Source organism: Pseudoduganella sp. OTU4001 (genome assembly GCF_038440195.1).
Taxonomy (GTDB): Bacteria; Pseudomonadota; Gammaproteobacteria; order Burkholderiales; family Burkholderiaceae_D; genus Rugamonas.
Genome location: NZ_JASATG010000031.1, coordinates 1 through 22,919 on the forward strand (window position 1 = coordinate 1; position 22,919 = coordinate 22,919).

14 protein-coding genes and 1 pseudogene are annotated in these 22,919 nt (G+C 66.7%); 1 reads left to right on the forward strand and 14 read right to left on the reverse strand.

Annotated elements, in window-relative coordinates; genetic code table 11:
* Both AAHE99_RS21495 and AAHE99_RS21500 read right to left on the reverse strand, forming a co-directional pair.
* Positions 1-411, reverse strand: a pseudogene (locus AAHE99_RS21495) (hypothetical protein); the annotation flags it as partial.
* Positions 412-638: 227 nt separating this feature from the next.
* Positions 639-1,979 carry a sigma-54 dependent transcriptional regulator gene (locus tag AAHE99_RS21500; RefSeq protein ID WP_342119401.1) on the reverse strand — a complete coding sequence of 447 codons (1,341 nt, stop codon included), beginning with the start codon at positions 1,977-1,979 and terminating at the stop codon, positions 639-641.
* Positions 1,980-2,101: 122 nt separating this feature from the next.
* Here AAHE99_RS21500 and AAHE99_RS21505 point away from each other — a divergent pair, with 122 nt between their 5' ends.
* Entirely contained in the window at positions 2,102-2,704 is a 603-nt protein-coding gene (locus AAHE99_RS21505) for a 1-acyl-sn-glycerol-3-phosphate acyltransferase (RefSeq protein ID WP_342119402.1), read from the forward strand.
* Here the strand turns inward: AAHE99_RS21505 and ureB are convergent.
* From ureB to AAHE99_RS21565, 12 genes are all read right to left on the reverse strand, one after another.
* Positions 2,682-2,930, reverse strand: a complete 249-nt coding sequence (gene ureB / locus AAHE99_RS21510; RefSeq protein WP_342119403.1) for an urease subunit beta — start codon at positions 2,928-2,930, stop codon at positions 2,682-2,684. The two genes, AAHE99_RS21505 and ureB, sit on opposite strands and share 23 nt — an antisense overlap.
* A 93-nt stretch (positions 2,931-3,023) precedes the next feature.
* Positions 3,024-4,775 carry a DUF885 domain-containing protein gene (locus AAHE99_RS21515; RefSeq protein WP_342119404.1) on the reverse strand — a complete coding sequence of 584 codons (1,752 nt, stop codon included), beginning with the start codon at positions 4,773-4,775 and terminating at the stop codon, positions 3,024-3,026.
* A 44-nt stretch (positions 4,776-4,819) separates the two neighbouring features.
* Positions 4,820-6,013, reverse strand: a complete 1,194-nt coding sequence (locus AAHE99_RS21520; protein ID WP_342119405.1) for a hybrid sensor histidine kinase/response regulator — start codon at positions 6,011-6,013, stop codon at positions 4,820-4,822.
* Positions 6,010-9,051, reverse strand: a complete 3,042-nt coding sequence (locus AAHE99_RS21525) for an ATP-binding protein (protein ID WP_342119406.1) — start codon at positions 9,049-9,051, stop codon at positions 6,010-6,012. Before AAHE99_RS21525 ends, AAHE99_RS21520 begins: the two co-directional genes overlap by 4 nt.
* Positions 9,052-9,112: 61 nt before the next feature.
* On the reverse strand, positions 9,113-10,723 hold the full coding sequence (locus AAHE99_RS21530) for a methyl-accepting chemotaxis protein (protein ID WP_342119407.1): 1,611 nt from the start codon (positions 10,721-10,723) through the stop codon (positions 9,113-9,115).
* A 3-nt stretch (positions 10,724-10,726) separates the two neighbouring features.
* Positions 10,727-12,361 (reverse strand): 3-(methylthio)propionyl-CoA ligase, encoded by a 1,635-nt coding sequence (locus AAHE99_RS21535; RefSeq protein WP_342119408.1) that lies wholly within the window; start codon positions 12,359-12,361, stop codon positions 10,727-10,729.
* Positions 12,362-12,372: 11 nt separating this feature from the next.
* Positions 12,373-14,772, reverse strand: coding sequence for an efflux RND transporter permease subunit (locus tag AAHE99_RS21540; protein ID WP_342119409.1), 2,400 nt, complete (start codon positions 14,770-14,772; stop codon positions 12,373-12,375).
* Between the two features lie 10 nt (positions 14,773-14,782).
* Positions 14,783-15,817 carry a WD40/YVTN/BNR-like repeat-containing protein gene (locus tag AAHE99_RS21545; RefSeq protein ID WP_342119410.1) on the reverse strand — a complete coding sequence of 345 codons (1,035 nt, stop codon included), beginning with the start codon at positions 15,815-15,817 and terminating at the stop codon, positions 14,783-14,785.
* 75 nt (positions 15,818-15,892) lie between these two features.
* On the reverse strand, positions 15,893-17,248 hold the full coding sequence (locus AAHE99_RS21550; protein WP_342119411.1) for a DUF1329 domain-containing protein: 1,356 nt from the start codon (positions 17,246-17,248) through the stop codon (positions 15,893-15,895).
* Positions 17,249-17,265: 17 nt separating this feature from the next.
* Positions 17,266-19,107, reverse strand: a complete 1,842-nt coding sequence (locus AAHE99_RS21555) for a DUF1302 domain-containing protein (protein WP_342119412.1) — start codon at positions 19,105-19,107, stop codon at positions 17,266-17,268.
* Between the two features lie 93 nt (positions 19,108-19,200).
* On the reverse strand, positions 19,201-20,493 hold the full coding sequence (locus AAHE99_RS21560; RefSeq protein WP_342119413.1) for an anaerobic sulfatase maturase: 1,293 nt from the start codon (positions 20,491-20,493) through the stop codon (positions 19,201-19,203).
* On the reverse strand, positions 20,490-22,847 hold the full coding sequence (locus tag AAHE99_RS21565; RefSeq protein ID WP_342119414.1) for an arylsulfatase: 2,358 nt from the start codon (positions 22,845-22,847) through the stop codon (positions 20,490-20,492). Before AAHE99_RS21565 ends, AAHE99_RS21560 begins: the two co-directional genes overlap by 4 nt.
* Between the last annotated feature and the right edge of the window lie 72 nt (positions 22,848-22,919).

Here is a 22,919-nt window from a genome sequence, read left to right on the forward strand (position 1 = left end):
CGTGGCGCCGCCCGCCGTACCGGCCGCACCGGCACCGCCATTGGCGTTGCCGCCATTGCTGGCGACATTGCCGATATTGTTGATGGTGTTGTTACTGACCGTGCCGGTCAGCGTGCTGGTTGCCGTGGCGGAGGAACTGTTGAAGGCATTGGTCATCGACGACGTGGCGGTAGCACCGTTGTTGGCGGCCGCCGCACCTGCCGCGCTGGCTGCCGCCGCGCCGGTGCTGTTGTTGTTGGCATTGGCCTGGCTGTTGTCGTTGTTGCGGTTGGAGTTGCTTTCCTGGTTGGCGCTCGATGTGTCATTGGCTTGCGCACCCGGTCCGGTCTGGCTGTTGGTCGGCAGCGTTTCCTGGGCCATGGCAGCGCCCATCGCCAAAGCGATGGCTGTTGCTAGCAAAGTTTTCTTCATCTCGTCCTCACTCTGATGTCGTGTTATTCGAAGCCCACAAACCTGGGGCCTGAACCCTTATCGCAAGCTTGATGCCACCCCGGCTAAACCATTGATATCGCTCGGATTTGGCCGACAGGCACGGCTGGCACAGTGCTAGCGGCGGGCGCCAATGTCACAGCGATGTGACGCGGCCGTAGCGCCGCAGGCCCGGCCGCCAGAGGGAACCACGGGGGAGGAAGGCGGTGTCACATCCGTGTGACACGCCGGATGCCGTGCTTGGCCATCAGGCGGTACAAGGTCATGCGTGAGACGCCGAGTTCGCGCGCAATCGCCGTGATGCTGAGGCCGGCATCAAGCCTGCTTTGCAGCGCCGTCCGTTCGGCGCGTTCGCGTGCGCTGTCCAGCGCTTCGCCCGCTGCCACGGCGGACGTGCCCGGCGCGTCGAGCTCCAGATCGTGCGGCTGGATCAGGGCGCCATCGGCCATGACGGCGGCGCGCCGCACCCGGTTCAGCAGCTCGCGCACATTGCCGGGCCAGTCGTGGCTGCGCATGGCGCGCAAGGCGCTGCTGCTGAAGCCGCGCACGCCGCGCGCGCGTTCGGTGGCAAAACTGTGGAAGACTTCGTCGGCCAGCGATGCAATATCGTCGCGCCGCTCGCGCAGCGCCGGTACCTGCAGGGTCAGCACATTGAGGCGGTAGAACAAGTCTTCGCGGAAATGCCCGCGCTCGACGGCGTCGGCCAGCTTGACGTGCGAGGCCGCGATCACGCGCGCATCGACCGGTACGCTGCGCGTGCCGCCCACGCGGTAGATGGTCTTTTCCTGCAGGAAGCGCAGCAGGTTGGCTTGCAGCTCGAGCGGCAGGTCGCCGATCTCGTCCAGGAAAATCGAGCCGCCGCTGGCCGACTCGATCAAGCCGGTCTTGCCGGCGCCGGCGCCGGTGAACGCACCCTTCTCGTAGCCGAACAGTTCGGACTGCACCAGCGAGGCCGGGATCGCGCCGCAATTGATCGGCACGAAGGGGCCATCGGCGCGCCCCGAATGCTCGTGTATCGCGCGCGCCACAAGTTCCTTGCCGGTCCCGCTCTCACCCCAGATCAGCACCGGCGCATCGGCCCCGGCAACCTTCAGTATCTGCTGGCGCAGCAAGGTAATGGCCGGGCTATGGCCGGTCAGCCGCAAGCCCTGGCACGCCTCGGCGGTTGGGGGGCGGTGGCCGAGCGCCGCCAAGCCCAGTGCATGGCCCAGCGTATGGCTGAGGCGCGCGGCATCCAGCGGCCAGGTGTGGAAATCGACGCAATGGTCGTGCACCAGCTGGCGGAACGGCGCCTGTTCCAGGGCTTGCGGCCGGAACAGCGCCACCCAGCGCGGCCGGCTGTGGCGGCGCAGGAAGTGGTCCAGCTCGCCCAGCGGTTCACGCCAGTCGTCCAGCACCAGCAGGCCCACCGGGAAGTGCTGGCCCTGCATGGCGCTGGCGGCCGCCGCCAGGCCGGGGGCATGGCAGACCTCGAATGCACTGACAGCGGCATGCAAATCGCCCGGCAGTGCGTGGGGAGGCCCCGTGATGCACAACACTTGCCTTGACATAATTTCACCTTGCGACTGCGCCGAAACGCGCGATAGAATACTGCCGCACAATTTTTCAGCACCAACTTTGGTTACCGTAAATAACTAACAGTTAATGGTGACAATAAAACAATGGGAAGAGCATGGATCAATATAAGCTAGAGGCGAACAACCTGCCAACACTTAAGCAGCGCCTGGCTTTACGCGTCCTGGGCGCTTTCGGCTGGCAAATGAAGTTCAAGCCGCTGCCGGCGCCGCGCGGCATCGCGGTGGTGTACCCGCACACCTCGAACTGGGACTTCCTGATCGGCGTGTTCGGCAAATGGGCGCTCAACCTGCCCTTCCGCTGGCTGGCCAAGCACACCCTGTTCAAGATCCCGCTGCTGGGCCGCTGGTTCTATTACCTGGGCGGCGCCCCGGTCGACCGCAGCGCGCCGCAAGGCCTGATCCAGGCCCAGGCCGATGCGATGATGAAGGAAGACTGGTACTGGGTCGGCATCACGCCGGAAGGTACGCGCGGCTACAAGCCTTACTGGAAAAGCGGCTTCTACCAGCTGGCCATGGCGGCCAAGGTGCCGCTGGTGCTGGTGTATATCGACTACCCGAACAAGACGCTGGGCCTGACCGAGCACGTGTGGCTGACCGGCGACGAGGAACAGGATATGGCAGCCATCCGCGCCGGTTTCGAAGGCCACCTCGGCAAACACCCGGAGCTGATGGCCCCTATCGTCTTGCGCCAGCGCTGAAGCCGGCCACTTCCGCATCGCCCTCCAGGCGCACCAGGGTCACGGTGTGCGCCTTGCCCGGCTCGAAGCGCAGCGCCGTCCCCGGCGCGATATCGAGCCGCATGCCATACGCCTTCCAGCGCTCGAACTGCAGCGCCGAATCGACTTCAAAAAAATGGAAATGGGAGCCGACCTGGATAGGACGGTTCCCCTGGTTCGTAACGGTTAGCGTGGTGCGATCAGTCATACGACTCTATCTGCAAATCTCGTGCCAGTATTTCAAGGTGATTCTCCCACTTTTTTCGCACCAGCATAAGGCGTTGCACCAAGCCGGTGCAGCTTACTCCTTCGGATAGGGGCTCTTGCCGCCGCTGGCGATGAAATCGTCGATGCGCGCATGCAGCACCGGCAGCGGCACCGACCCCAGTTCCAGGATGGTGTCGTGGAAGGCGCGGATGTCGAACTTGCCGCCCAATGCCTTTTCCGCCTTGGCGCGCGCTTCGAAGATGGCCATCTCGCCCAGGTAGTAGGACAGCGCCTGGCCCGGCCAGGAGATATAGCGGTCCACCTCCGTCATCACCTCATGCGCGGACAGCGCGGTGTTGTCCATCAGGTACTGCTGCGCCCGCTCGCGGGTCCAGCCCTTGGCGTGGATGCCGGTATCGACCACCAGGCGCGAAGCGCGCCAGGCCTGGTAACTGAGCATGCCGAAGATTTCGTACGGGGTTTCGTAGATGCCCATCTCGGTGCCCAGGCGTTCCGAGTACAGCGCCCAGCCCTCGCCGTACGCCGAAATATACGCGTTGCGGAACGGCGGCCGGCCCTTCTGCTCCAGCGCCAGCGGCATCTGGAAGGCGTGGCCGGGCGCCGATTCATGCAGGGTCAGCGCCGGCAGCGAGTACAGCGGGCGCGCCGGCAGGTTGTAGGTGTTGACCCAGTAGCCGCCGGGACCGCCGCGCCCGGAGGTGTAGAACGGCGCGATCTCCGGCGCCACCGGGATGATGGCGAAGCGGCTGCGCGGCAGGCGGCCGAAGTATTCGCCGACCTTGCCGTCGAACTTCTTGGCGACCCAGGCCGCGCGCATCAGCAGTTCTTCCGGCGTCTTGGCGTAGAACTGCGGGTCGCTGCGCAGGAACTTCAGGAAGGCCGGCAGGTCGCCTTCGAATTTGACCTGCTTCATGATCTCGTGCATCTCGGCGCGGATCTTGGCCATTTCCTGCAGGCCGGTCTGGTGGATCTGTTCGGCGCTCAGGCTGGTGGTCGTGTATTCAAGAATCTTGGACTGGTAATACGCTTTGCCGTCCGGGTAGCTTTCCGCCGCCAGTTCCACCTTGGCTTGCGGGATGTATTCGTCGCGCATGAACTTCAGCAGCGCGGCGTGGGCCGGGATCACCTTGTCGCGGATCGCGGCCAGCGCGGCGGCGCGCAGCGCTTCCTGTTCGGCGGCCGGGATCACGGCCGGCATCTGCTTGAAGGGCTTGAAGAACACCACCTCTTCCGGCTTGGCCTCGCTGACGGCGCTGATCGATTTGTCGCGCCCCTCCAGCGTCACCTTGGGCGGGGTGAAGCCGCGCGCCAGGCCGGCCCGCATATTGATGATCTCTTCCTCGAAGTAGCGCGGCACGTCGTTCAGCTGCGCCACGTAATGGCGGTAGTCTTCCGCCGTGCGGAAGGTCTTGCGCGCCTCGCCGGCCAGGTTGGACCAGAACGAGGAATCGGCGTTGAGCGGTTTTTCGTATTCGCGGAAACGCTGGTTGTCGAGCAGCGAAGTGATCTGCGCGCGGTACACCAGGTAGTTGATGCGCTCCCTGGACGAAAGCTGTTCGGGCTTGATGCTTGCGAGTTGGCGCAGCGTATCTTCCCAGCGCTTCTGGCGCTCCATCTGCACCGCCGGGCCGACGCGCGGCAGCTGGCTGTCGACGCCGCGCACATCGTCCTCATCGTCTTCCAGGCGCTGCTGCAGGCGCCATTTCCATTCCGCCTGGTGGATGGCGGCGAAGCGCGCGTCGGCGCTGCCGGTGGGCTTGGCCGCTGCGAAGGATGGGGAACTGAAGGCTGCTGCGATGGCGAGTGCTGCGACAATCTGTTTCATGGGGCTCCCGGAGCTGGGGTTGGTAACGGTTCCGGGAGTGTACCTTACGGCGAAAGCGCCGGCGCAGTCAATGGCAGCGTTATGCAGAAACAGGTGGCGCCCGGCTTGGAATCGACCGAAACCTGGCCGCCCAGCACATGGCTTAACAGGTTGTGCACCACGTGCAGGCCCAGGCCGCCGGTGCCGGTGCCCATGCGGGTGGTGAAGAAGGGATCGAAGATGCGCTGCTGCGTATCGGGCGCGATGCCGCAGCCGTTGTCGTGCACCTCGATGCGCACCTGTTCCCCATCCAGCTGCGCGGCATGCACGCGCAGCACGCCGCCGGCGCTGCCGATCTCGCCGAACGCGTGCACCTGGGCGTTGCGCACCAGCTGCTGCAGGATGTGGGCGACGGCGCGCGCGTAGCTGTCCATCTCCAGCGCCGGCGGCAGTTCCACTTCCAGGTCGATGCCCTGCTCGGCCAGGCTGGCCTTCATCGGCTGCAGCGCCTGCGTCACCAGCTGGCCCAGTTCGAAGCGGGTGCGCCGCTCCTGGGACTGGTCCACCGCCACCTGCTTGAAGCTTTCCACCAGCTCGGAAGTTTTGTACAGGCTGCGCAGCAGCAGGCCGGCCGCCTTGGCCGTGTCGGCGGCGAAGGTTTCCAGGTCGGAGCGGCGCACGCCCTCCCCGATCTGGCTGCCGAAGGCGCGCGCGCGGTCTTCCAGGGTACTGGCCAGCAGCACGCTGTTGCCAAGCGGCGTATTGAGTTCGTGCGCCACCCCGGCCACCAGCGCGCCTAACGCCGCCATGCGTTCGTTGCGCGCCACTTCGGCGCGCGCGCTGCGCAATTCCTCCAGCGTTTCCTTGAGCGCCTTCTGGGTGCGCGCCAGGCGGATATGGGCCTGGGCCCGCGCCAGCACTTCCTCGGTCTGGTAGGGCTTGGCGATAAAGTCCACCGCGCCGCACTGGAAGCCGCGCACCTTGTCGTCCATCTCGTATTGCGCCGACAGGAAGATCACCGGGATATCGCACAGCGCCGGGTCGGCCTTCAGCCGGCGGCACACTTCGAAGCCGTCGATGCCCGGCATATTCACGTCCAGCAGCACCAGCTCGGGCGGGCGCGCGCTGGCGCTCCACAAGGCCAGCTCGCCGTCCGGCGCCTGGCGCACCAGGTAGCCGGCATTGCCCAGCAGGTCGCTCAGGAGCTTGAGCGAGGCCGGCGTATCTTCCACCACCAGGATTTCCCCCATGCCGTTCATGCGGCAGTTCCTTTCATATCCACGGCGCTATTCAGCAATTCCCACAGCTGCTGGAACTGGTGCCGTTCCAGCATGGCGCGCAGGCGCTGGCCCTGGCCGGCGTCCAGGCTGTCGATGCGGCGCAGCAGCTGGTCGACTTGCTGCATATCGAGGTCGCGCACCGCGCCGCCGAGGGTGCGCAGCAAATCGGCCGGCAGGCTGGCCAGTTCGGCCGGGGCCAGCGCCGCCGCAGCGCCGGCCGCATCCGGCTGCGCTGCGCCGGCGGCCGGCACGCCGCCGCGGCGCACGAAGTGCAGGTCCAGCAGTTGCGCCAGCAGCGCATACAGCTGCTCCGACTGCACCGGCTTGCGCAGGAAGGCGTCGGCGCCGGTGGCCAGCGCTTCCTGTTTTTCCTCTTCGAAGGCGGACGCCGTCAGCACCAGCACGCGCGGCTGGGCCAGTGTGTCCTGCGACCGCAGCCAGCGCGTGACGGCCAGGCCGTCCAGGCCCGGCATATGCCAGTCCATCAGCACCAGCTCCGCGGCGCCGCTGGCCAGCAGCGGCATGGCGGCATTGCCGTCGGCCGCCTCCAGCAAATGGAAGCCGAGCGGCGCCAGCATGCTGCGCAGCAGTTCGCGGCTGTCGGCGTCGTCATCGACCACCAGGATGCGCCGCCCCTGCTCGCCGGGCGGCAGGCCGATCACCACGCTTTGGCCGGCGGCCGGCAGCGGGGCCTGCGCGCTTTCCTCGACTTCGATCGCAAAACTGAATTCGGCGCCGGCCCCCAGTTCGGAGCGCAGGCGCAGCTCGCCGCCCATCAGGCGTACGAACTCGCGGCTGATGCCCAGCCCCAGCCCGGTGCCGCCGCGCTTGCTGCCCTGGCGGGTCTGCTCGAACGGCTCGAAAATGCGCACCTGGTCGGCCGCCGCGATGCCGATGCCGGTGTCGCGCACGGCAAAGGCCAGGCGCCATTGGCCGGGCGCGGCCGGCTCGGCAGCGACCTGCAGCGTGATGCCGCCCTGCTGCACGAACTTGGCGGCGTTGGACAGCAAATTCAGCAGCACCTGGCGCAGGCGGGCACCGTCGGCCAGCACCGCGGCCGGCAACGGGCTGCAATCGAGCGCCAGGGTGACGCCCCTGCGCTCCGTGCGCAGGCGCACCATTTCCATCACCTCGTGCAGCAGCGGTTCCAGCGCCAACGGCTCCAGCGCCAGCTGGGCGCGCCCGGTCTCGATGCGCGACAGTTCAAGGATATCGTTGATCAGCCCCAGCAGGTGCTGGCCGGAGCGCTGGATGATGGCCAGGTGGCGCCGTTCGCCCTCGAACATGCTGGCCGACTCGGCCAGCATGCCGGCAAAGCCGATCACTGCGTTCAGCGGCGTGCGCAGCTCGTGGCTCATATTGGCCAGGAACACGCTCTTGGCCTGGTTGGCGGCCTTGGCTTCGGCCACCGCGTCCGACAGCGCGGCGGTGCGCTGCTGCACCAGTTCTTCCAGCCGGTTGCGGTGCGCCAGCAGCTCGGCCTCGGCCTGCTTGCGGGCGCTGATGTCTTCATAGCTGCAGCGCAGCCAGCGCCTGCCGCTGGCCGGCAGGCGGCGCAGCTTGACTTCGGCCGGGAAGGTGCTGCCATCGGCGCGGCGCACCGTGCGTTCGAACACCAGTTGCTCGCCGCCCCAGGCCCGTTCGGAATTGCTACGTACCGCCTGTTCGGGATTGGCCGTGCCGAACTGGGCCTGCGGATAGAGGGCGCTCGGGTGCATGGCCAGCAGCTGGGCGCGGGTAAACCCGAACAGCTGCTCGGCCTCGCCGTTGGCATCGACAAAGCGGCCCTGGTCGATATCGAGTACCAGGATCGCTTCCGGCGCGTACTCCACCAGGGCGCGGAAACGCTCCTTGCTGTCGCGGCTGGCCAGCTCGGCGCGCACCAGGCGGCGCCGCTGCACCAGCAGCACCGCCAGGAAGGCCGCCAGCAGCAGGAAGACGGCGGCCGCCCACAGCACCGGCGTGCGGTACGCCTGCCACAGCGTGGGCGGCCGGTTGACGAAAGTGGCGCCCTGCAAGGGCGCGGGGTCGATATTCCAGCGCTCCAGGGCGCGCCAGTCGTACAGGGCCAGCACCGGCCCGGCCTCGATCCGGGTCAGGCTGCCGGGCGTGCCGCGCCGTCCCTGCAGGATGGCCAGCGCGTGGTCGGCCAGCTCCACGCCGGACTGGCGCAAGCCGCGCACGGCGCCGCCCACTGCACCTTCCCCCACCACGGAGTCGAACAGCACGAAGACCGGCACATTGGCTTCGCGCATCACGTCGCGCGTGGCATCGATGGTGGGCAGGGTCATGCCGTCGCGGTCGCGGTTGAAAATGCCGGACAGGACGACCGTGTCCGGCGTCAGGTTGTTGATGTAGCGCAACTGTTCGGGCCAGCTCATGTTTTGCAGGAACTCCACCTGCACCGAGCGCAGCCAGGGCGCCAGCTCCACTTCGGCCTGGCGCTGGAAAGCGCGGTCGGCCTCCGACACGCCGCCCGTCACCACCACCCGCCGCGTGCGCGGCAGCAGCTGCATGATCTGGCGCATGGTGGCGCCGACGTCGGGCACGATGGCGTACTGGAAGATGCCGCGCCGGCTGCCCGCCAGCTGCACCGTGGAGGCGGCGCTATCGGCCAGCAAGGGCGTTTCCGGCGCCAGCGGCGCCAGTTCATGCAGGGCAAAATTCAACGCCGGCTGCTGCAGCGTCACCACCAGGTCCAGACGCTGCCCGCCGTACTGGGCCAGCAGCATATCGCGCCGGGCCGGCGCGGCGCGCTCGGCATTGGGCTGGTTAAGGTGCAGGTATTCGACATGGATCTGCTCGAGTGGCACGCCGCTGGCGCGCAGGCGCTGGATAAACGCTTCGGTGATGGCGTCAAAGCCGGGCCGTCCCGGGCCGTATGAATTCAGCAACAGCACGTGGGCCTGGCTGACCCGCAGCGGCGCGGACGCGGCCGGCGCAGCCAGCGCCACCGACGCCGCCCATGCCGCCAGTACCATGCCTGCCCACAGTTGCTTAAGGATTGTGCCGAACATTTTCCACGCGTTATCTGCCTGGAACGATCATACCCAATCCGTGGCCACCTGCAACCTTTTATCAGGCCAGGGCCAGCCCCCTGCCCGCCAGGCGGAACTGGCTGACCACCGCCGCCAGCTGTGCGGCCTGGTCCTGCATGGCGCCGGCGGCGGCGGCCGCCTGTTCCACCAGCGCGGCATTGCGCTGGGTCACTTCATCCATTTCTGAAATGGCGCGGTTGACCTGGGCGATGCCGCTACTCTGCTCATCGCTGGCCGCCAGGATCTCGCCCATCACCCCGGCCATGCGCTGCACGCTGGCCACCACTTCGTCCATGGTGCGGCCGGCCTGGCCCACCAGCTCCCCGCCGCGTTCGACCTGGCGGCTGGAGCCTTCGATCAGGCCCTTGATTTCCTGCGCCGCGCTGGCGCTGCGGCCGGCCAGTGCGCGCACCTCGGACGCCACCACGGCAAAGCCGCGCCCCTGCTCGCCGGCGCGCGCCGCTTCCACCGCGGCGTTCAGGGCCAGGATGTTGGTCTGGAAGGCGATGCTGTCGATCACGCCGATGATGTCGGCGATCTTGCCCGAGGAATGGCTGATGGCCTGCATGGTCTGCACCACCTCGGCCACCACGCTGCCGCCCTTGCCCGCCACCGCGGCCGCCTCCTGCGCCATCTGGTTGGCGCGGCGCGCGTTGCCGGCGTTCTGCTGCACGGCGCCGGTAAGCTCTTCCATCGAGGAGGCGGTTTGTTCCAGCGCGCTGGCCTGGTGCTCGGTGCGCGCGGACAGGTCCAGGTTGCCGCGCGCGATTTCGGCGGAGCTGGTGGCCATGCTGTCGGCCCCGTACCGCACCTGGCCCACCAGCGCGGCCAGCTTGTCGCGCATGGCGCCGATCGAGGCCAGCAGGCTGTCCTCGCCGGCGTAGTCGCTGCGGATTTCCACCGCCAGGTCGCCGTCGGCAATGCGGCTGGTGATGCTGCTGGCGTAGGCAGGCTGTCCGCCCAGCTGGTGCAGCAGGCCGCGCACGATGAAGGCGGCAGCCGCCGCGCCCACCAGCATGGCGGCGCTGCCCAGCGCCAGGATGTTGCGGCGCGCGCCCAGATAGGCTTCGGCCGACAACTGCGATTGCTGCTCCATGCTGGCGGCCTGCGCCGCCACCATGTCCACCAGCGCCTTCACGTACTCCTGCTCGGACAGGCGGATGGTGGCGTTCAGCATGCTGCGCGCCTCGGTCAGCTGGCCGGCCGTCAGCAGTTCGAACATTTCCTTCTGGCTCGCTTCGTCCACCGCGCTGGCCTTGGCGATATCGGCCAGCCGGGCGCGCACCTTGTCGTCCTGCTCGCCATCGGACAGCTGCTTGAGCAAGGCCTGGTTCCTGGCGCGCACCGGCGCGATCTGGCGCGCCACCGCCGCCTCGCCCTGGTATTCGGCGGCGATGATGGCGCTGCGCAGCAGCTGGTGGATGACGGCGACGTTGTATTTGACCTCGTTGGCCAGCGCCACCTTGCGGTACTGCTGCTGCAGGATGGCGTCGGTGCGCCCCTGCATGCCGCCCATGGTGAGCAGGGCCACCGCCATGATGGCGGCCAGCAGGATCAGCACCAGGCCGAAACCCAGGCCCAGGCGCTGGCCGATCTTCAGGCGCGCCAGCTGGAGCGCCAGTGCGTGCAACTTCTCGCGGATGCTTTGCATGGCTTACACCGGGAAGGAATAGTTGCGGAACTGCTCGCGCAGCTTCATCTTCTGCAGCTTGCCTGTGGCCGTGTGCGGCAGTTCGTCGACGAACACCACGTCGTCCGGCAGCCACCATTTGGCCACCTTCTGTTCCAGGTAGGCCAGCATGGCGCCGCGTTCCAGTTCCTGGTCGGCCTTGCGCACCACGATCAGCAGCGGGCGTTCCTGCCACTTCGGATGGGCCACGCCGATCACCGCCGCTTCCGCCACGGATGGGTGGCCGACGGCGGCGTTTTCCAGGTCGATCGAGGAAATCCACTCGCCGCCGGACTTGATCACGTCCTTGGCCCGGTCGGTGATGTGCATGTAGCCGTCTTCATCGATGGTGGCGACGTCGCCGGTATCGAACCAGCCATCCTGGTCCAGGATATCGCCGCCCTCGCCCTTGAAATAGCCGGCCGCGATCCACGGGCCGCGCACCAGCAGGTGGCCGAAGGCCTTGCCGTCGCGCGGCAGCTCCTTGCCCTCGTCGTCGGTGATCTTCATGGCGACGCCGAACACGGCGCGGCCCTGCTTGGTCATGATCTTCAGGCGCTCGGCCGGCGCCAGCGCTGCGTGTTTAGGCAGCAGGCGGCAGATCGTGCCCAGCGGCGACATCTCGGTCATGCCCCAGGCATGCAGCACGGTGGCGCCGAACTGCTGCTGGAAGGTTTCGATCATGGAGGCCGGCGCCGCCGAACCGCCGATCACCACGCGTCGCAGGCAGAGCTGGGCGCGCGGATCGAGGCTGGCCGACTCCACGTGGCGGAACAGCATCAGCCACACGGTGGGCACGCCCAGCGCCATGGTGACCTGTTCGTCGCGCATCAGCTCATACACGCTCTTGCCATCCAGCGCGGGACCAGGCAGCACCAGCTTGGCGCCGCTCATGGCGCCGGCATACGGCATGCCCCAGGCATTCACATGGAACATCGGCACCACCAGCAGGGCCGAGTCGCCGGAGGACAGGCCCAGGCCATCCTCGGTGCAGGCGGACCAGGAGTGCAGCACCGAGGAGCGGTGCGAATACAGCACGCCTTTCGGGTTGCCGGTGGTGCCGGAGGTGTAGCACAGCGAGGCGGCGCTGTTTTCATCCAGCCTGGGCCAGGCGTAGCTTTCCGGCTCGCCGGCGATCAGCTCTTCGTAGCACAGCAGGCGCGGGATGTCCGCATCGGGCATGTGGGCGCGGCCGGTCATGGCGATGAAGGCTTTCACGCCCGGCAGTTTCGGCGCCAGCTGCGCCACCAGCGGGGCGAAGCTGATATCGAAGAATAGGTACTGGTCGTTGGCATGCTGCACGATGTACTCGATCTGTTCCTGGAACAGGCGCGGGTTAATCGTGTGCAGCACGGCGCCCATGCCGGACACGCCGAAATACAGCTCCATATGGCGGTAGCCGTTCCAGGCCAGGGTGGCGACGCGTTCGCCGTGCATCACGCCCAGGCGCGCCAGGGCATTGGCAACCCGGGCGGCGCGGCGGCCCATTTCGCCGTAGGTGGTGCGGTGGATCGGGCCCTCGCAGGTGCGCGAGACGATTTCCGACTGCGGATGGCTGCGCAGCGCGTGCTCCAGCAGGGAGGAAATCAGCAGCTGCTGTTCTTGCATCATACCCAGCATGGGATAGCTCCTTAAGCTTTTTTCAGGAAGAAGTGCGACAAGGCCGGCACCAGCACCAGCGCGCCCACCATGTTCAGCGTGAACATGAAGGTCAGCAGGATGCCCATATCGGCCTGGAACTTGATTGGCGACCAGGCCCAGCACACCACGCCGGCCGCCAGCGTGATGCCGACCAGGCCGACCACCTTGCCGGTGAACTGCACCGCGTGGCGGTAGGCGTCGCCCAGCGAGGCGCCGGCGCGCTGCTGCGCCAGCTGTACCGACAGCAGGTACAGCGCGTAATCGACGCCGATGCCCACGCCCAGCGCAATCACCGGCAGCGTGGCGACCTTGACGCCCATGCCCAGCGCCACCATCAGCGCTTCGCACAGGATGGAGGTGAGCAGCAGCGGCAGCACGGCCACCAGCACCGCGCGCCAGCTGCGGAAGGTGATGAAGCACAGCGCGACGACGGCGGCGTACACGTACAGCAGCATGCGCGTGTTGGATTCCTTTACCACGATATTGGTGGCCGCTTCGATGCCGGCGCTGCCGGCGGCCAGCAGGAACTGGCGCTCCGGCGTGCTGTGTTCGCGCGCAAAGCCGTCGGCGGCCTGCACCACGCGTTCCAGGGTTTCCGCCTTGTGGTCGGCCAGGTAGGCGATCACCGGCATCATCGAGCATTCGCTGTTGAACAGGTCCGGATTGTTGGTGGAGGCTTGCTGGGCGCCGTAATTGAGCACGTCCTGGTTGCGCGAGATGGTCAGCCATTTCGGGCTGCCCTCAGCGCTGCCGGCGGTCACCTGGCGCACCGCGTCGGCCAGCGAGACGGTGGTCTGCACGCCCGGTACCTGCTGCAGTTGCCAGGCCAGGCGGTCGGCTTCCAGCAGGGTGTCGTATTTGAGGCAGCCTTCGGCCGGGGTTTTCACCATCACCGCGAACTGGTCGGACGACAGCGAGTAGTTGGCGGTGATGTAGCCGTTGTCGCGGTTGTAGCGCGATTCCTTGCGCAGTTCGGGCGCGCCGGGATCGAGGTCGCCGATCTTCAGGCGCAGCGACAGGGCGGCGCCGCCCACGCCCAGCACCAGGGCCACCAGCACCGCCGCGGTGGCGTAGCGGCGCTCGGTGAAGCGGTCCAGCCATTGCCAGGCGGCGCCCAGGCCACGGCCGTGCGACTCGGCGCGCTCTTCGCGCATGGTGCGCGCGGCGGCGGCCGGCGACACGCCGATATAGGACAGCAGCACCGGCAACAGCAGCAGGTTGGTGAAGATCAGCACGGCCACGCCCAGCGAAGCGGTCATGGCCAGGTCGCGGATGACAGGGATGTCGATGATCATCAGCACGGCAAAGCCGACGGCGTCGGCCAGGAGCGCGGTCAGGCCGGCCAGGAACAGGCGGCGGAAAGTGTAGCGCGCCGCCACCAGCAGGTGCGTGCCGCGTCCCACGTCCTGCATGATGCCGTTCATCTTCTGCGCGCCGTGCGAGACGCCGATGGCGAACACCAGGAACGGCACCAGGATCGAAAACGGATCGAGCTCGAAGCCGAAAGCGGCGACCAGGCCAAGCTGCCACAGCACGGCCACGATCGAGCAGGCCACCACCAGCGCGGTACTGCGCACGCAGCGGGTGTAGGCGAAGATCACGGCGGTGGCCACGGCGGCAGCGACGCCGAAGTACATCAGCACCTGCAGCATGCCGTCCAGCAGCTCGCCCACCAGCTTGGCGAAACCGACGATATGCACCTTGACCGGGTATTTGCCCTTCTCCAGCGCGCGCACCTTCTGTTCGAGCGTGTCGGACAAGGCCTTGTAATCGATCGGCTGCCCGGTGGCGGGATCCTTGTCCAGCAGCGGCACGAAGATCATGGCCGACTTGAAGTTGTTGGCCACCAGGCTGCCCACCACGCCGGAACGTGCGATATTGATGCGCAGCTGTTCCACCGACTGCTGGCTGCCGTCGTAGGCGTCCGGCATGACGGGGCCGCCCTGGAAGCCCTCTTCCGTCACCTCGTTCCAGCGCACATTGGCGCTCCACAGGGATTTCATCCAGGCGCGGTCGACGCCGGGCGTCAGGAACAGTTCATCGTTGGCCTGCTTCAGCACTTCCAGGTACTGCGGGTCGAACACGTCGCCCTTCGGGTTCTCGACCACGATGCGCAGCGAGTTGCCCAGGCCGCGCAGCGCCGACTTGTTCTCGAGGTAGTGCTTGATGTAAGGCTGGCTTTGCGGCAGCATCTTTTCGAAGCTGGCGTTCAGCGCGAGGCGGCTGACCGCCAGCCATGCCAGCAGCACCGTGGCGATGGCGCACAGCAGCACGACCGCCAGCCGGTTGTTGAACACCAGGCGTTCCAGGCGGCTGCCGGAACGCTGGTCGAAATCTTTCAGGTCGCGCACGACCGGCATCGTGTCAGGCGCGCAGGTTCCCATATCCATACTCATCTCTTTACTGTTTGACTTGCTGCTGGCGCAGGCCGCGCGCGCCGCCGATCACCAGGCCGTCCTTACCGTCCGACAGCACTGCCGCGGCGTGGCCGGGGCTGGCCGCCATGGGGACAAAGGTGGCGCCATGGTCGGCGCTGGCCAGCACATGGCCGCCCTGGCTGACCAGCACCAGGCGCTCGCCGGACAGCACCGCGCCCGCCGTCAGGCCGGCCGGCACCCGGGTGGCCACCTTCTGCCAGCTGGCGCCGCCGTCCGTGCTGCGGAAGGCATTGCCGCGCAGGCCGAAGGCGACTACCGCCTGCGGCGTGCCGACAATGCCGAAATAGCTGCCCTGGTATGGCGTCGGTATAGCGGCAAAGCGCTCCTGGCCGGCGCCCATGCGCAGCACCAGGCCCTGCTCACCCGCCACATACAGCGCGTCGCCGATGCCACGGATGGCGTTCAGGTGCAGGCCGCGCGGGTTGTCCGCGGCGTGCATCAGCGGCTGCCAGCTCTTGCCGCCATCGGTGGTGGCGAACAGCAGGCCGAAAGCCCCCACCGCATAGCCCTGGCTGGCGTTGCGGAACCAGACGTCGAGGAAAGGCTTGTCGGGCCCCTGCTCCACCATGCGCCGTGCCTCGTCCAGCAGGCGCGCCTCGCCGCTGCGTTCGTAATGGGCCGCCATGGCTTGTGCGGCCTTGCGGCCGTCCAGTTGCAGTACCCAGTTGGCGCCGGCGTCGCTGCTGTGCAGCACCACGCCGTCGTGGCCGACCGCCCAGCCCAGCTGCGGGGTCGGGAAATTCACTGCCGTCAGGTCGGACGCCACCGGTACGCGCGCCTGCACCCAGCTGGCGCCGTGGTCGTCGGAATACATGATGTGGCCGCGCTGGCCGACCGCGACCAGGCGCTTGCCGGCCGCCGCCAGGCCGTTGACCAGGGCGCGCTGCGCCAGCGGGCTGGCCGCAGCGGGGGTGGCCAGCACGTCCAGTGCTGGCCCGGCATGTGCGGGCAGGATGCAGGCCATGGCCAGGCATCCTGCGAAAATTGTCTTGTTCATTGTGCTGCTCGCAAAAAAAACGCCGGCCCGACCGTTTTCAGTCGGAGGGGCCGGCGCAAAGAGACACTGTGGAAATCAGCGCACCCCCGCGCCCGCCAGTGTCTCGGATGACCACTCGGATGGTTTCAGCGGATCGATGTATTTGACGCCGCCGTGCGCGCCGGACATGCCGCTGATGTTGTAGGCGCCGCTGACGAAGTCGTAGATCATGTGGTTGCCGGTCTGCGGCGCCTGCACGTCGTAGCTGAACGTCATATGGTCGAAGGAAGCGCGGTACAGGTTGCCGCGTGCATCGTATTCGTCCGATGCCACTGCCGCCCAGCTGTCTTCATCGATATAGAAGGTGCGCTTGCTGTAGATGTGGCGCTTGCCCGGCTTCAGCGTGGCCTCCACCACCCACACGCGGTGGGTTTCCCAGCGCAGCAGGTCCGGGTTGATGTGGTTGGCCTGCGTCACGTCGGACGGCTTGGTGTGGTAGGCCAGCTTGTAGGCGTTGTAAGGAACGATCATTTCCTTCTTGCCCACCAGCTTGAATTCGAAGCGGTCCAGCGCACCATTGAAGACCCAGGCGTCGTCATAGGTTGAAGCGCCGGCCGAACCAGGGTTCGGTGTGTCGTAGGCGACGTCCGGCGCCAGCTTGACGCGGCGCTGGCCCGGCAGGTATTGCCATACCTTGCGCGGCTGCACCAGTGGGTTGACGGCGTCGAAGGCCATCAGCGCCTCGCCGGCGCGGCGCGCAGGCGCCAGGTAATTCAGCTTGGTGCGGAAGAAGACGTCGCTCTGCTTGGCCGCTTCGTTGCGCTTCGGGTCGGCCAGCGGGAATTCCTGCCAGATTTCGCCGGTGGTGGCCAGGGTCGGGGTGCCGGCCGAGTCGACGTTCCAGGAGTCGTACTTGGTGAAGAAGGCGTGGCCCTTGTAATGCAGCAGGTGGTTCCACATCACTTCATAGCCGCTCTTCGGGATCGGGAACGGCACGCCAGCCAGCGCACCTTCCAGGCCCACGCCGCCTTCCAGGGTCTTGGCGTTGACCGCGTTTTTGGCAGTATTTTCCTGGATCGCTTTCGGGAACACCACGCTGCGGCGGGTCGGGTACACGTCGACGCGGTAGGTGGAGAAGCGCTTGAGCAGCTCCTTGGTGCCTGCGGTCAGCTTGTCGTCCTGGCCCTGCAGGTTCTTGGCGGTGATCTGCAGGCGCGGCTTGTCCGCTGCGTAAGGGTCGGGGCGCATGCCGCTGCCCTTGGCGATGGACGGGCCGTTGGTCAGGCCGCCGGTGTATTCAGGGATTACGCCATCCTTGCTGGCGGCTTTTTCGGCGCCGACCGCGGTCAGCGTCAGGCCGAGCTGCTTGGCTTCTTCGGGAGTGACGGCGGCGAAGGCCGGGGCCAGGGCGGCAGCCAGCGCTGCCGCGATTACGGTTTTCTTGAACATCATGGTCGAATCCTGTGCGGTCAGAAAGTGGTTTTCAGGGTCAGCGCGATAAAGCCGCGGTCTTTCAGCAGCGGGGTCACGCCAGCATTGGCCGACACGGCGCCTGCGGCGTCCACCGCGTACGGGCCGAAGAAGTCCACGTACTTGAAGTCGACCCTGTACTGCTGGTAGATGTCGAAGGACAGGCCTACCGAGTAGTTGCCCGCGCCCTTGTTGCCGCCCGAGTTGACGGCGGAATTGCCGGACAGGCCGCGCGCGTAAGCGACCGGCGCCGACAGGTCGACACCCGGGAACACCTGGAACCAGGTCGGCGTGAAGTTGATGGCCACGCCGGTGAAGTCCTTGCTGACCTTGTCGATCAGCTTGTAGCTGTCGCGGCCCTTGAACAGGTCCGCACCCTGGGTCACCTTCTGCCAGCGGTTCCACTGGAATTCCACGATCCAGCTGGAGGCATCGAACAGCGGCGTGGCGGCGGTGGTGCCGAGGAAGTTCAGCACGCCGTGCCAGGTGTTGCCGCGTGCGCCGCTGGTCTCGCCCTCGCCTGCCAGGCTGCCCGGCTTGACTACCAGTGCGCCGGCGGTGGCCGGGTTGGCGCCCAGCGCGGCATTCAGGCCGCCGATGACCGGTGCGGCGGTACCGGCCGGCATCAACACGGCGACGCTGCTGTTCAGGGTCATATTGCGGCGGTAGCTCAGGTCAGCACCGACAGACACGCCGGCCACGCTCTTGGACAGCGACATGCCGAGGATGTCGATATTGCCTGCATATTCCAGCTGGTAGCGGCTGGTGGCGCCCAGGGCGGCCGGGTAGAAGGCGCAGTTCGGGCCCAGCACGGCGGCACCCGGGATGAAGGCCTTGCACGCTGCGGCGCCGGCGGCTGCGCCACCCGCACCGCCCAACAGAGCGGTCGGCACGCCGGCAATACGCAGGTTCGCCTGCGGCAGCAGGTCCGAGGTTTCGCGGTAATAGAAGCCCGCGGTGCCGTCCAGCCAGTCCGGGCTCCAGCGTGCGTTCACGCCGAAATCGCCGCGCTTGGACGGCTTGCGGTCGGCAAAGCGCTGCGCCGCGCCCAGGCCCGGCAGGTAAAGGGCTTCGCCGCCTTCAAAGGCGTAATCGAAGAAACCGAGGTAGGAACCCGATTCCGGCAGGCGCGCCGGTTTCCACTTCAGGAAATACTGCGCCGCGATGCTCAGGCTCGGGGTTGGCGACAGCTGCGCGGAAACGGCTTCGCGCGGCAGGAACAGTTCCTTGGCTTCGGTGCCCGGCACCGAGTAGCCCTTGATCAAGTCAATCGCCGACTGGCCGTAGTTAACTCCGTGGATCGGCGACAGCAGGCTCTCGCCCCAGTACAGGGTGTGCTTGCCGGCGCGCACGGTAGCGGGCATGTCGGCGATCTCGAAATTGGCGAAGGCGAAGGCATCCAGCAGTTCGCCGGTGGCGCCTTCGTGGAAGCGGCGGGTGGCGGATGGCAGGCCCAGGGTTGGCACGCCGTTGACCAGGTGGTTGGAGGTCGCCACATTCCGGTTATCCAGGCTGTGGTAGGCGCGGTCCGCCCACAGCGCACCGCTGACGCGGAAGCCCATCTTCTTCTGGAACACCACATCCAGCTCGCTTAGCAGGTCGAGGCGGTTGGAGACGATGCCCTTGTTGAAATTGCGGTTGCCATCGTCCGAGTTCGCAGCCTTCAGCAGGGCTGCATCCTGGGAGTTGACGCGTTTGGCCAGGTTGTACTTGACGGTGTTATCGAAACGGATGCTGAGGTCCGGGTTGCCGGTATCAATTTCCCCCGCCTGTGCGGCGGTGGCGGCGCACAGCGCGGCCGCAAGGGCGAGCGTGTGCAATGCGAACGAACGATCGGTCATGCTGCAATATCTCCTCTGTATTTTTTGTAGGACTGCAGGATCATTTTGTGGCCGCGGGAACATGGCAGCTTGTCATTTCCCGTCAAGAGCCATTCATTTCCCGCCGGGTAGGCGGATTAACAACGGGCCCTTGAAGGCTTCCATGATCGTGGCGGCCGGCATGCCGTTGGCCACCAGCTGCGCCATGCCGTTCATGGCTTGCGTGATGTGGCCGAAATATTTTTCATAGCTTGGGCACAGGTAGTTCATGCCTGGCTCGCCGTCGGGGGATTCGGTGAAGCGGTTCTTCGGGCATTCGCCGTGGCAGGCGAACAGGTAGGGACAGCGGCGGCAGTAGCCGGGCAGCGCGTCTTCCTTGGCCGCGCCGAAGGCCTGCTGCGCGGGGCTGGCGGCCATGGCGGACAGCGTGTCGTGCTGTACATTGCCGACACGGTATTCGGGGTACATGAAGTGGTCGCAGGAATACACGTCGCCGGAGTGTTCCACGATCATGGCCTTGCCGCAGCGCTGGGAGAACAGGCAGACGGTGGCGGGCAATTGCAGCCATGACGCCAGCGCCCATTCGAAGTTCATCACATGAACGTCGCCGACGTCGTTGCGCACCCATTCGTCGAACACGGCGATCAGGAAATCGCCATAGCCGCCCGGCTCCACGCTGTCGGGCGTCACCGGGGCGGCGCTGCGGCTGCCCAGGTTGCGCGACAGTGCCGGCGGGCGGGCGAAATTGAGCTGGATACGGTGCGCGCCATCGGCCAGCGCCGGCGCCGACGTTGCGCCGGGGGCGCGTTCGACCACGGGATTGAACTGGATGAACTTGACGCCCTCCCCGCGCAGGAAGCGATAGATTTCCAGCCCGTGCGCGCTGCTGCGGCGGGTGACCGTGACCAGCACGTTGAACTCCACGCCGGCATCGCGCAGCAGCCGCAGGCCGCGCATCGCGTCGTCGAAGCTGGAGCGGCCCTGCTTGTCGGGCCGCTGCGCCTCGTGGATCTCGCGCGGGCCGTCGATGCTGATGCCGACGGTGAAGCGTTCGGCGGCGAGGAAGGCCACCCACTCCTCGTCCAGCAGCGTGCCATTGGTCTGCAGGCTGTTGCGGATAACCTTGCCGCCGGCGTACTGCCGCTGCAGCGCCACCGCACGCCGGAAGAAGTCCAGCCCCATCAGGGTCGGCTCGCCGCCCTGCCAGGTGAATTCCACTTCCGGCGACGGCTGGCCTTCGATATAGCGCTGCACATAGGCGCGCAGCACTTCGTCGTCCATGCGGAACTTTTCGCGCGGCGGGTAGAACTGCTCCTTCTCGAGATAGAAGCAGTAGCCACAATCGAGGTTGCATAGAGGCCCGATGGGCTTGGCCATCAGGTGCAAGCCTTGCTGTGCTTCGTTCATGGCAAGTACTTCACGTCCACTGAATGCACCTTGCCGTTGAAGGCGAACGGTGCGCGCTCGGCATAGGCGCGCGAGACCGGTGCGCCCAGGTCCATGCCGACGTCGAAGGTTTCGCTGGCGGTAAACAGCAGCGGCACGGTGAACGGCAGCTGGCCGCGCCCCGCCTCGCGGCCGTTGACGCGCAGGACGATGTCGGCCGGCGCGCCCGGTTTGGCGGCTACCAGGCGGGTCTCCACCTCAATGGTGGCGCGGCCGGCAGGCAGGCGTTCGCCGGCACGCACCTGGGTGCGGCGCATGATCAGGCCATTGTATTCATATACCAGTTCGCCCCGGTCCATGAACAGCGACAAGCCGCCGCTGGAACCGCCCAGCGCATACAGCACGCCGCTGCCCTGCTCCGGCAAATCGGCCTGCACGGTGACGATATTGTTGCGGGCCTTGATGTTCGGCGCGACCGTCTCGGGCAGCCGGCGCGCCGCGTCGGTGAAGTGCCAGGCGGTCAGGCCGCTCGACTGGCGCTGCTGCGGGTTGAGGAAGACAAAGGCGCCGCCGCCAACCGGGTTGACCTTGTTTTCCAGGGCTTCCCTGGCGAACAGCGCCTGCATTTGCGCCAGCCTGGCCGGTTCCTTCGCAGCCAGGTCGACCGCCTGCGAATAGTCGCCATCGAGTTTGTACAGCGCCCACTTGTCCTGCGCCGCATCCCAGTTCAGGAAGCCGGCGAAGTTCGGCGCCCACGGCAGGCGCGGGCCGGCCACGGATGCCATCCAGCCGTCGTGGTAAATGCCGCGCGAGCCCATGAACTCGAAGTACTGGGTGCGTTTGCGGCCCTTGGCTTTGGCGTCGCCAAAGGTATAGGCCATGCTGACGCCGTCCATCGGATCCTGCTGGTAGCCGTTCACCGACTTCGGCTGGACGATCTTCAGCACGTCGTAGATGGTCGGAGCGATATCGTTCACGTGGTGGAACTGCGGGCGCACCGCGCGGTCGGTCTTGATGCCTTTCGGCCAGGATACCGCCAGCGGCGTGCGGGTGCCGCCGAAGTAGCCCGCCATCAGCTTGGTGCCCTGGAACGGTGCGGAGCTGGCCTGGGCCCAGGCGGCGGCATACATATTGTCCACCTTCGCGGTGCCCAGCGCCGGCAAGCCGCCATACGACTCCAGCACCGCCATGTGGTCGGCGACGCGCGTCGGGATCTGGTTTTGCGCCACCAGCTCGGAAATCGAACCGGCCAGGCCTTCGCTGGAAGCGCCATTGTCGGACATGACATAGAACACCAGCGTGTTGTCACGCAGGCCGAGGCGCTCGAGCTCATCGATCACCTTGCCCGCCTGCGCATCGGCGTGTTCGAGGAAGCCGGCGAATACTTCCATCAGGCGCGCCTGGAACTTCTGCTCCTGCGGCGACAGCGAATCCCAGGCCGGCAGTCCTTCCGGACGCGGATTCAGCCTGGTATCGGCCGGAATCCAGCCCAATTCCTTCTGGCGCGCGAACACGCGCTCGCGGTAGGCATCCCAGCCGCTGTCGAACTTGCCCTTGTACTTGTCGGCCCATTCGCCGAACACATGATGCGGGCCATGCACAGCGCCGGGCGTCCAGTACATGAAGAATGGCTTGTCCGGCGCATAGGCCTGGCGCTGCTGCAGCCAGCCGATGGCCTGTTGGGCCAGGTCTTCCGTCAGGTGGTACTTGCCGCCATGCGGCGGCTCGACCGCCACCGTGTTGCGGTACAGACGCGGCTCGTATTGCGAAGTCTCGCCGCCCAGGAAGCCGTAGAAGGTATCGAAACCGTGCCCGGTCGGCCAGCGGTCGAATGGCCCCATGCTGGTGGTCTGCAGGGCCGGCGTGTTATGCCACTTGCCGAAAGCGGCGGTGTGGTAGCCGTAATGCTTCAGCACTTCCGGAATGGTGGCGGCGGTCTTGGGGATGACGCCGGAATAGCCGTCCCAGTCGTTGGCCGCTTCCGCGATCTGGCCGTTGCCAACGCGGTGATGGTTGCGGCCCGTGAGCAGCGCGGCGCGGGTGGCGGAGCTGACCGCCGTGGTGTGGAAAGCGTTGTAGCGGATGCCGGTATCGGCAATGCGCGCCAGGGTCGGCATGTGGATTTCGCCGCCCACCGCGTCGGCCTGGGCGAAGCCGGCGTCGTCCAGCATGATCACCAGGATATTCGGCGCGCCCGGCGCCAGGCGCTGCGGCTGCTGGCGCCACTGGTGCTTCGAGGTCTGCATGGTCGGCCCGGCCACGCTGGCCGACGGCGTTGGCGGAAATGGCAAGGTTTCTTGCGCGGCAAGCGGGCTTGCCGCGGCGCCCAGGGCAGTCAGCGCGCCCAATGCGCGCGTTGGGATGTGTGGTGGCATGCTGGTGTCGTCTCCATTCTTTTTTGCGCACCGCGCACGCGGCAACGCTCATGCCATTTTTGTGGCTGGCGC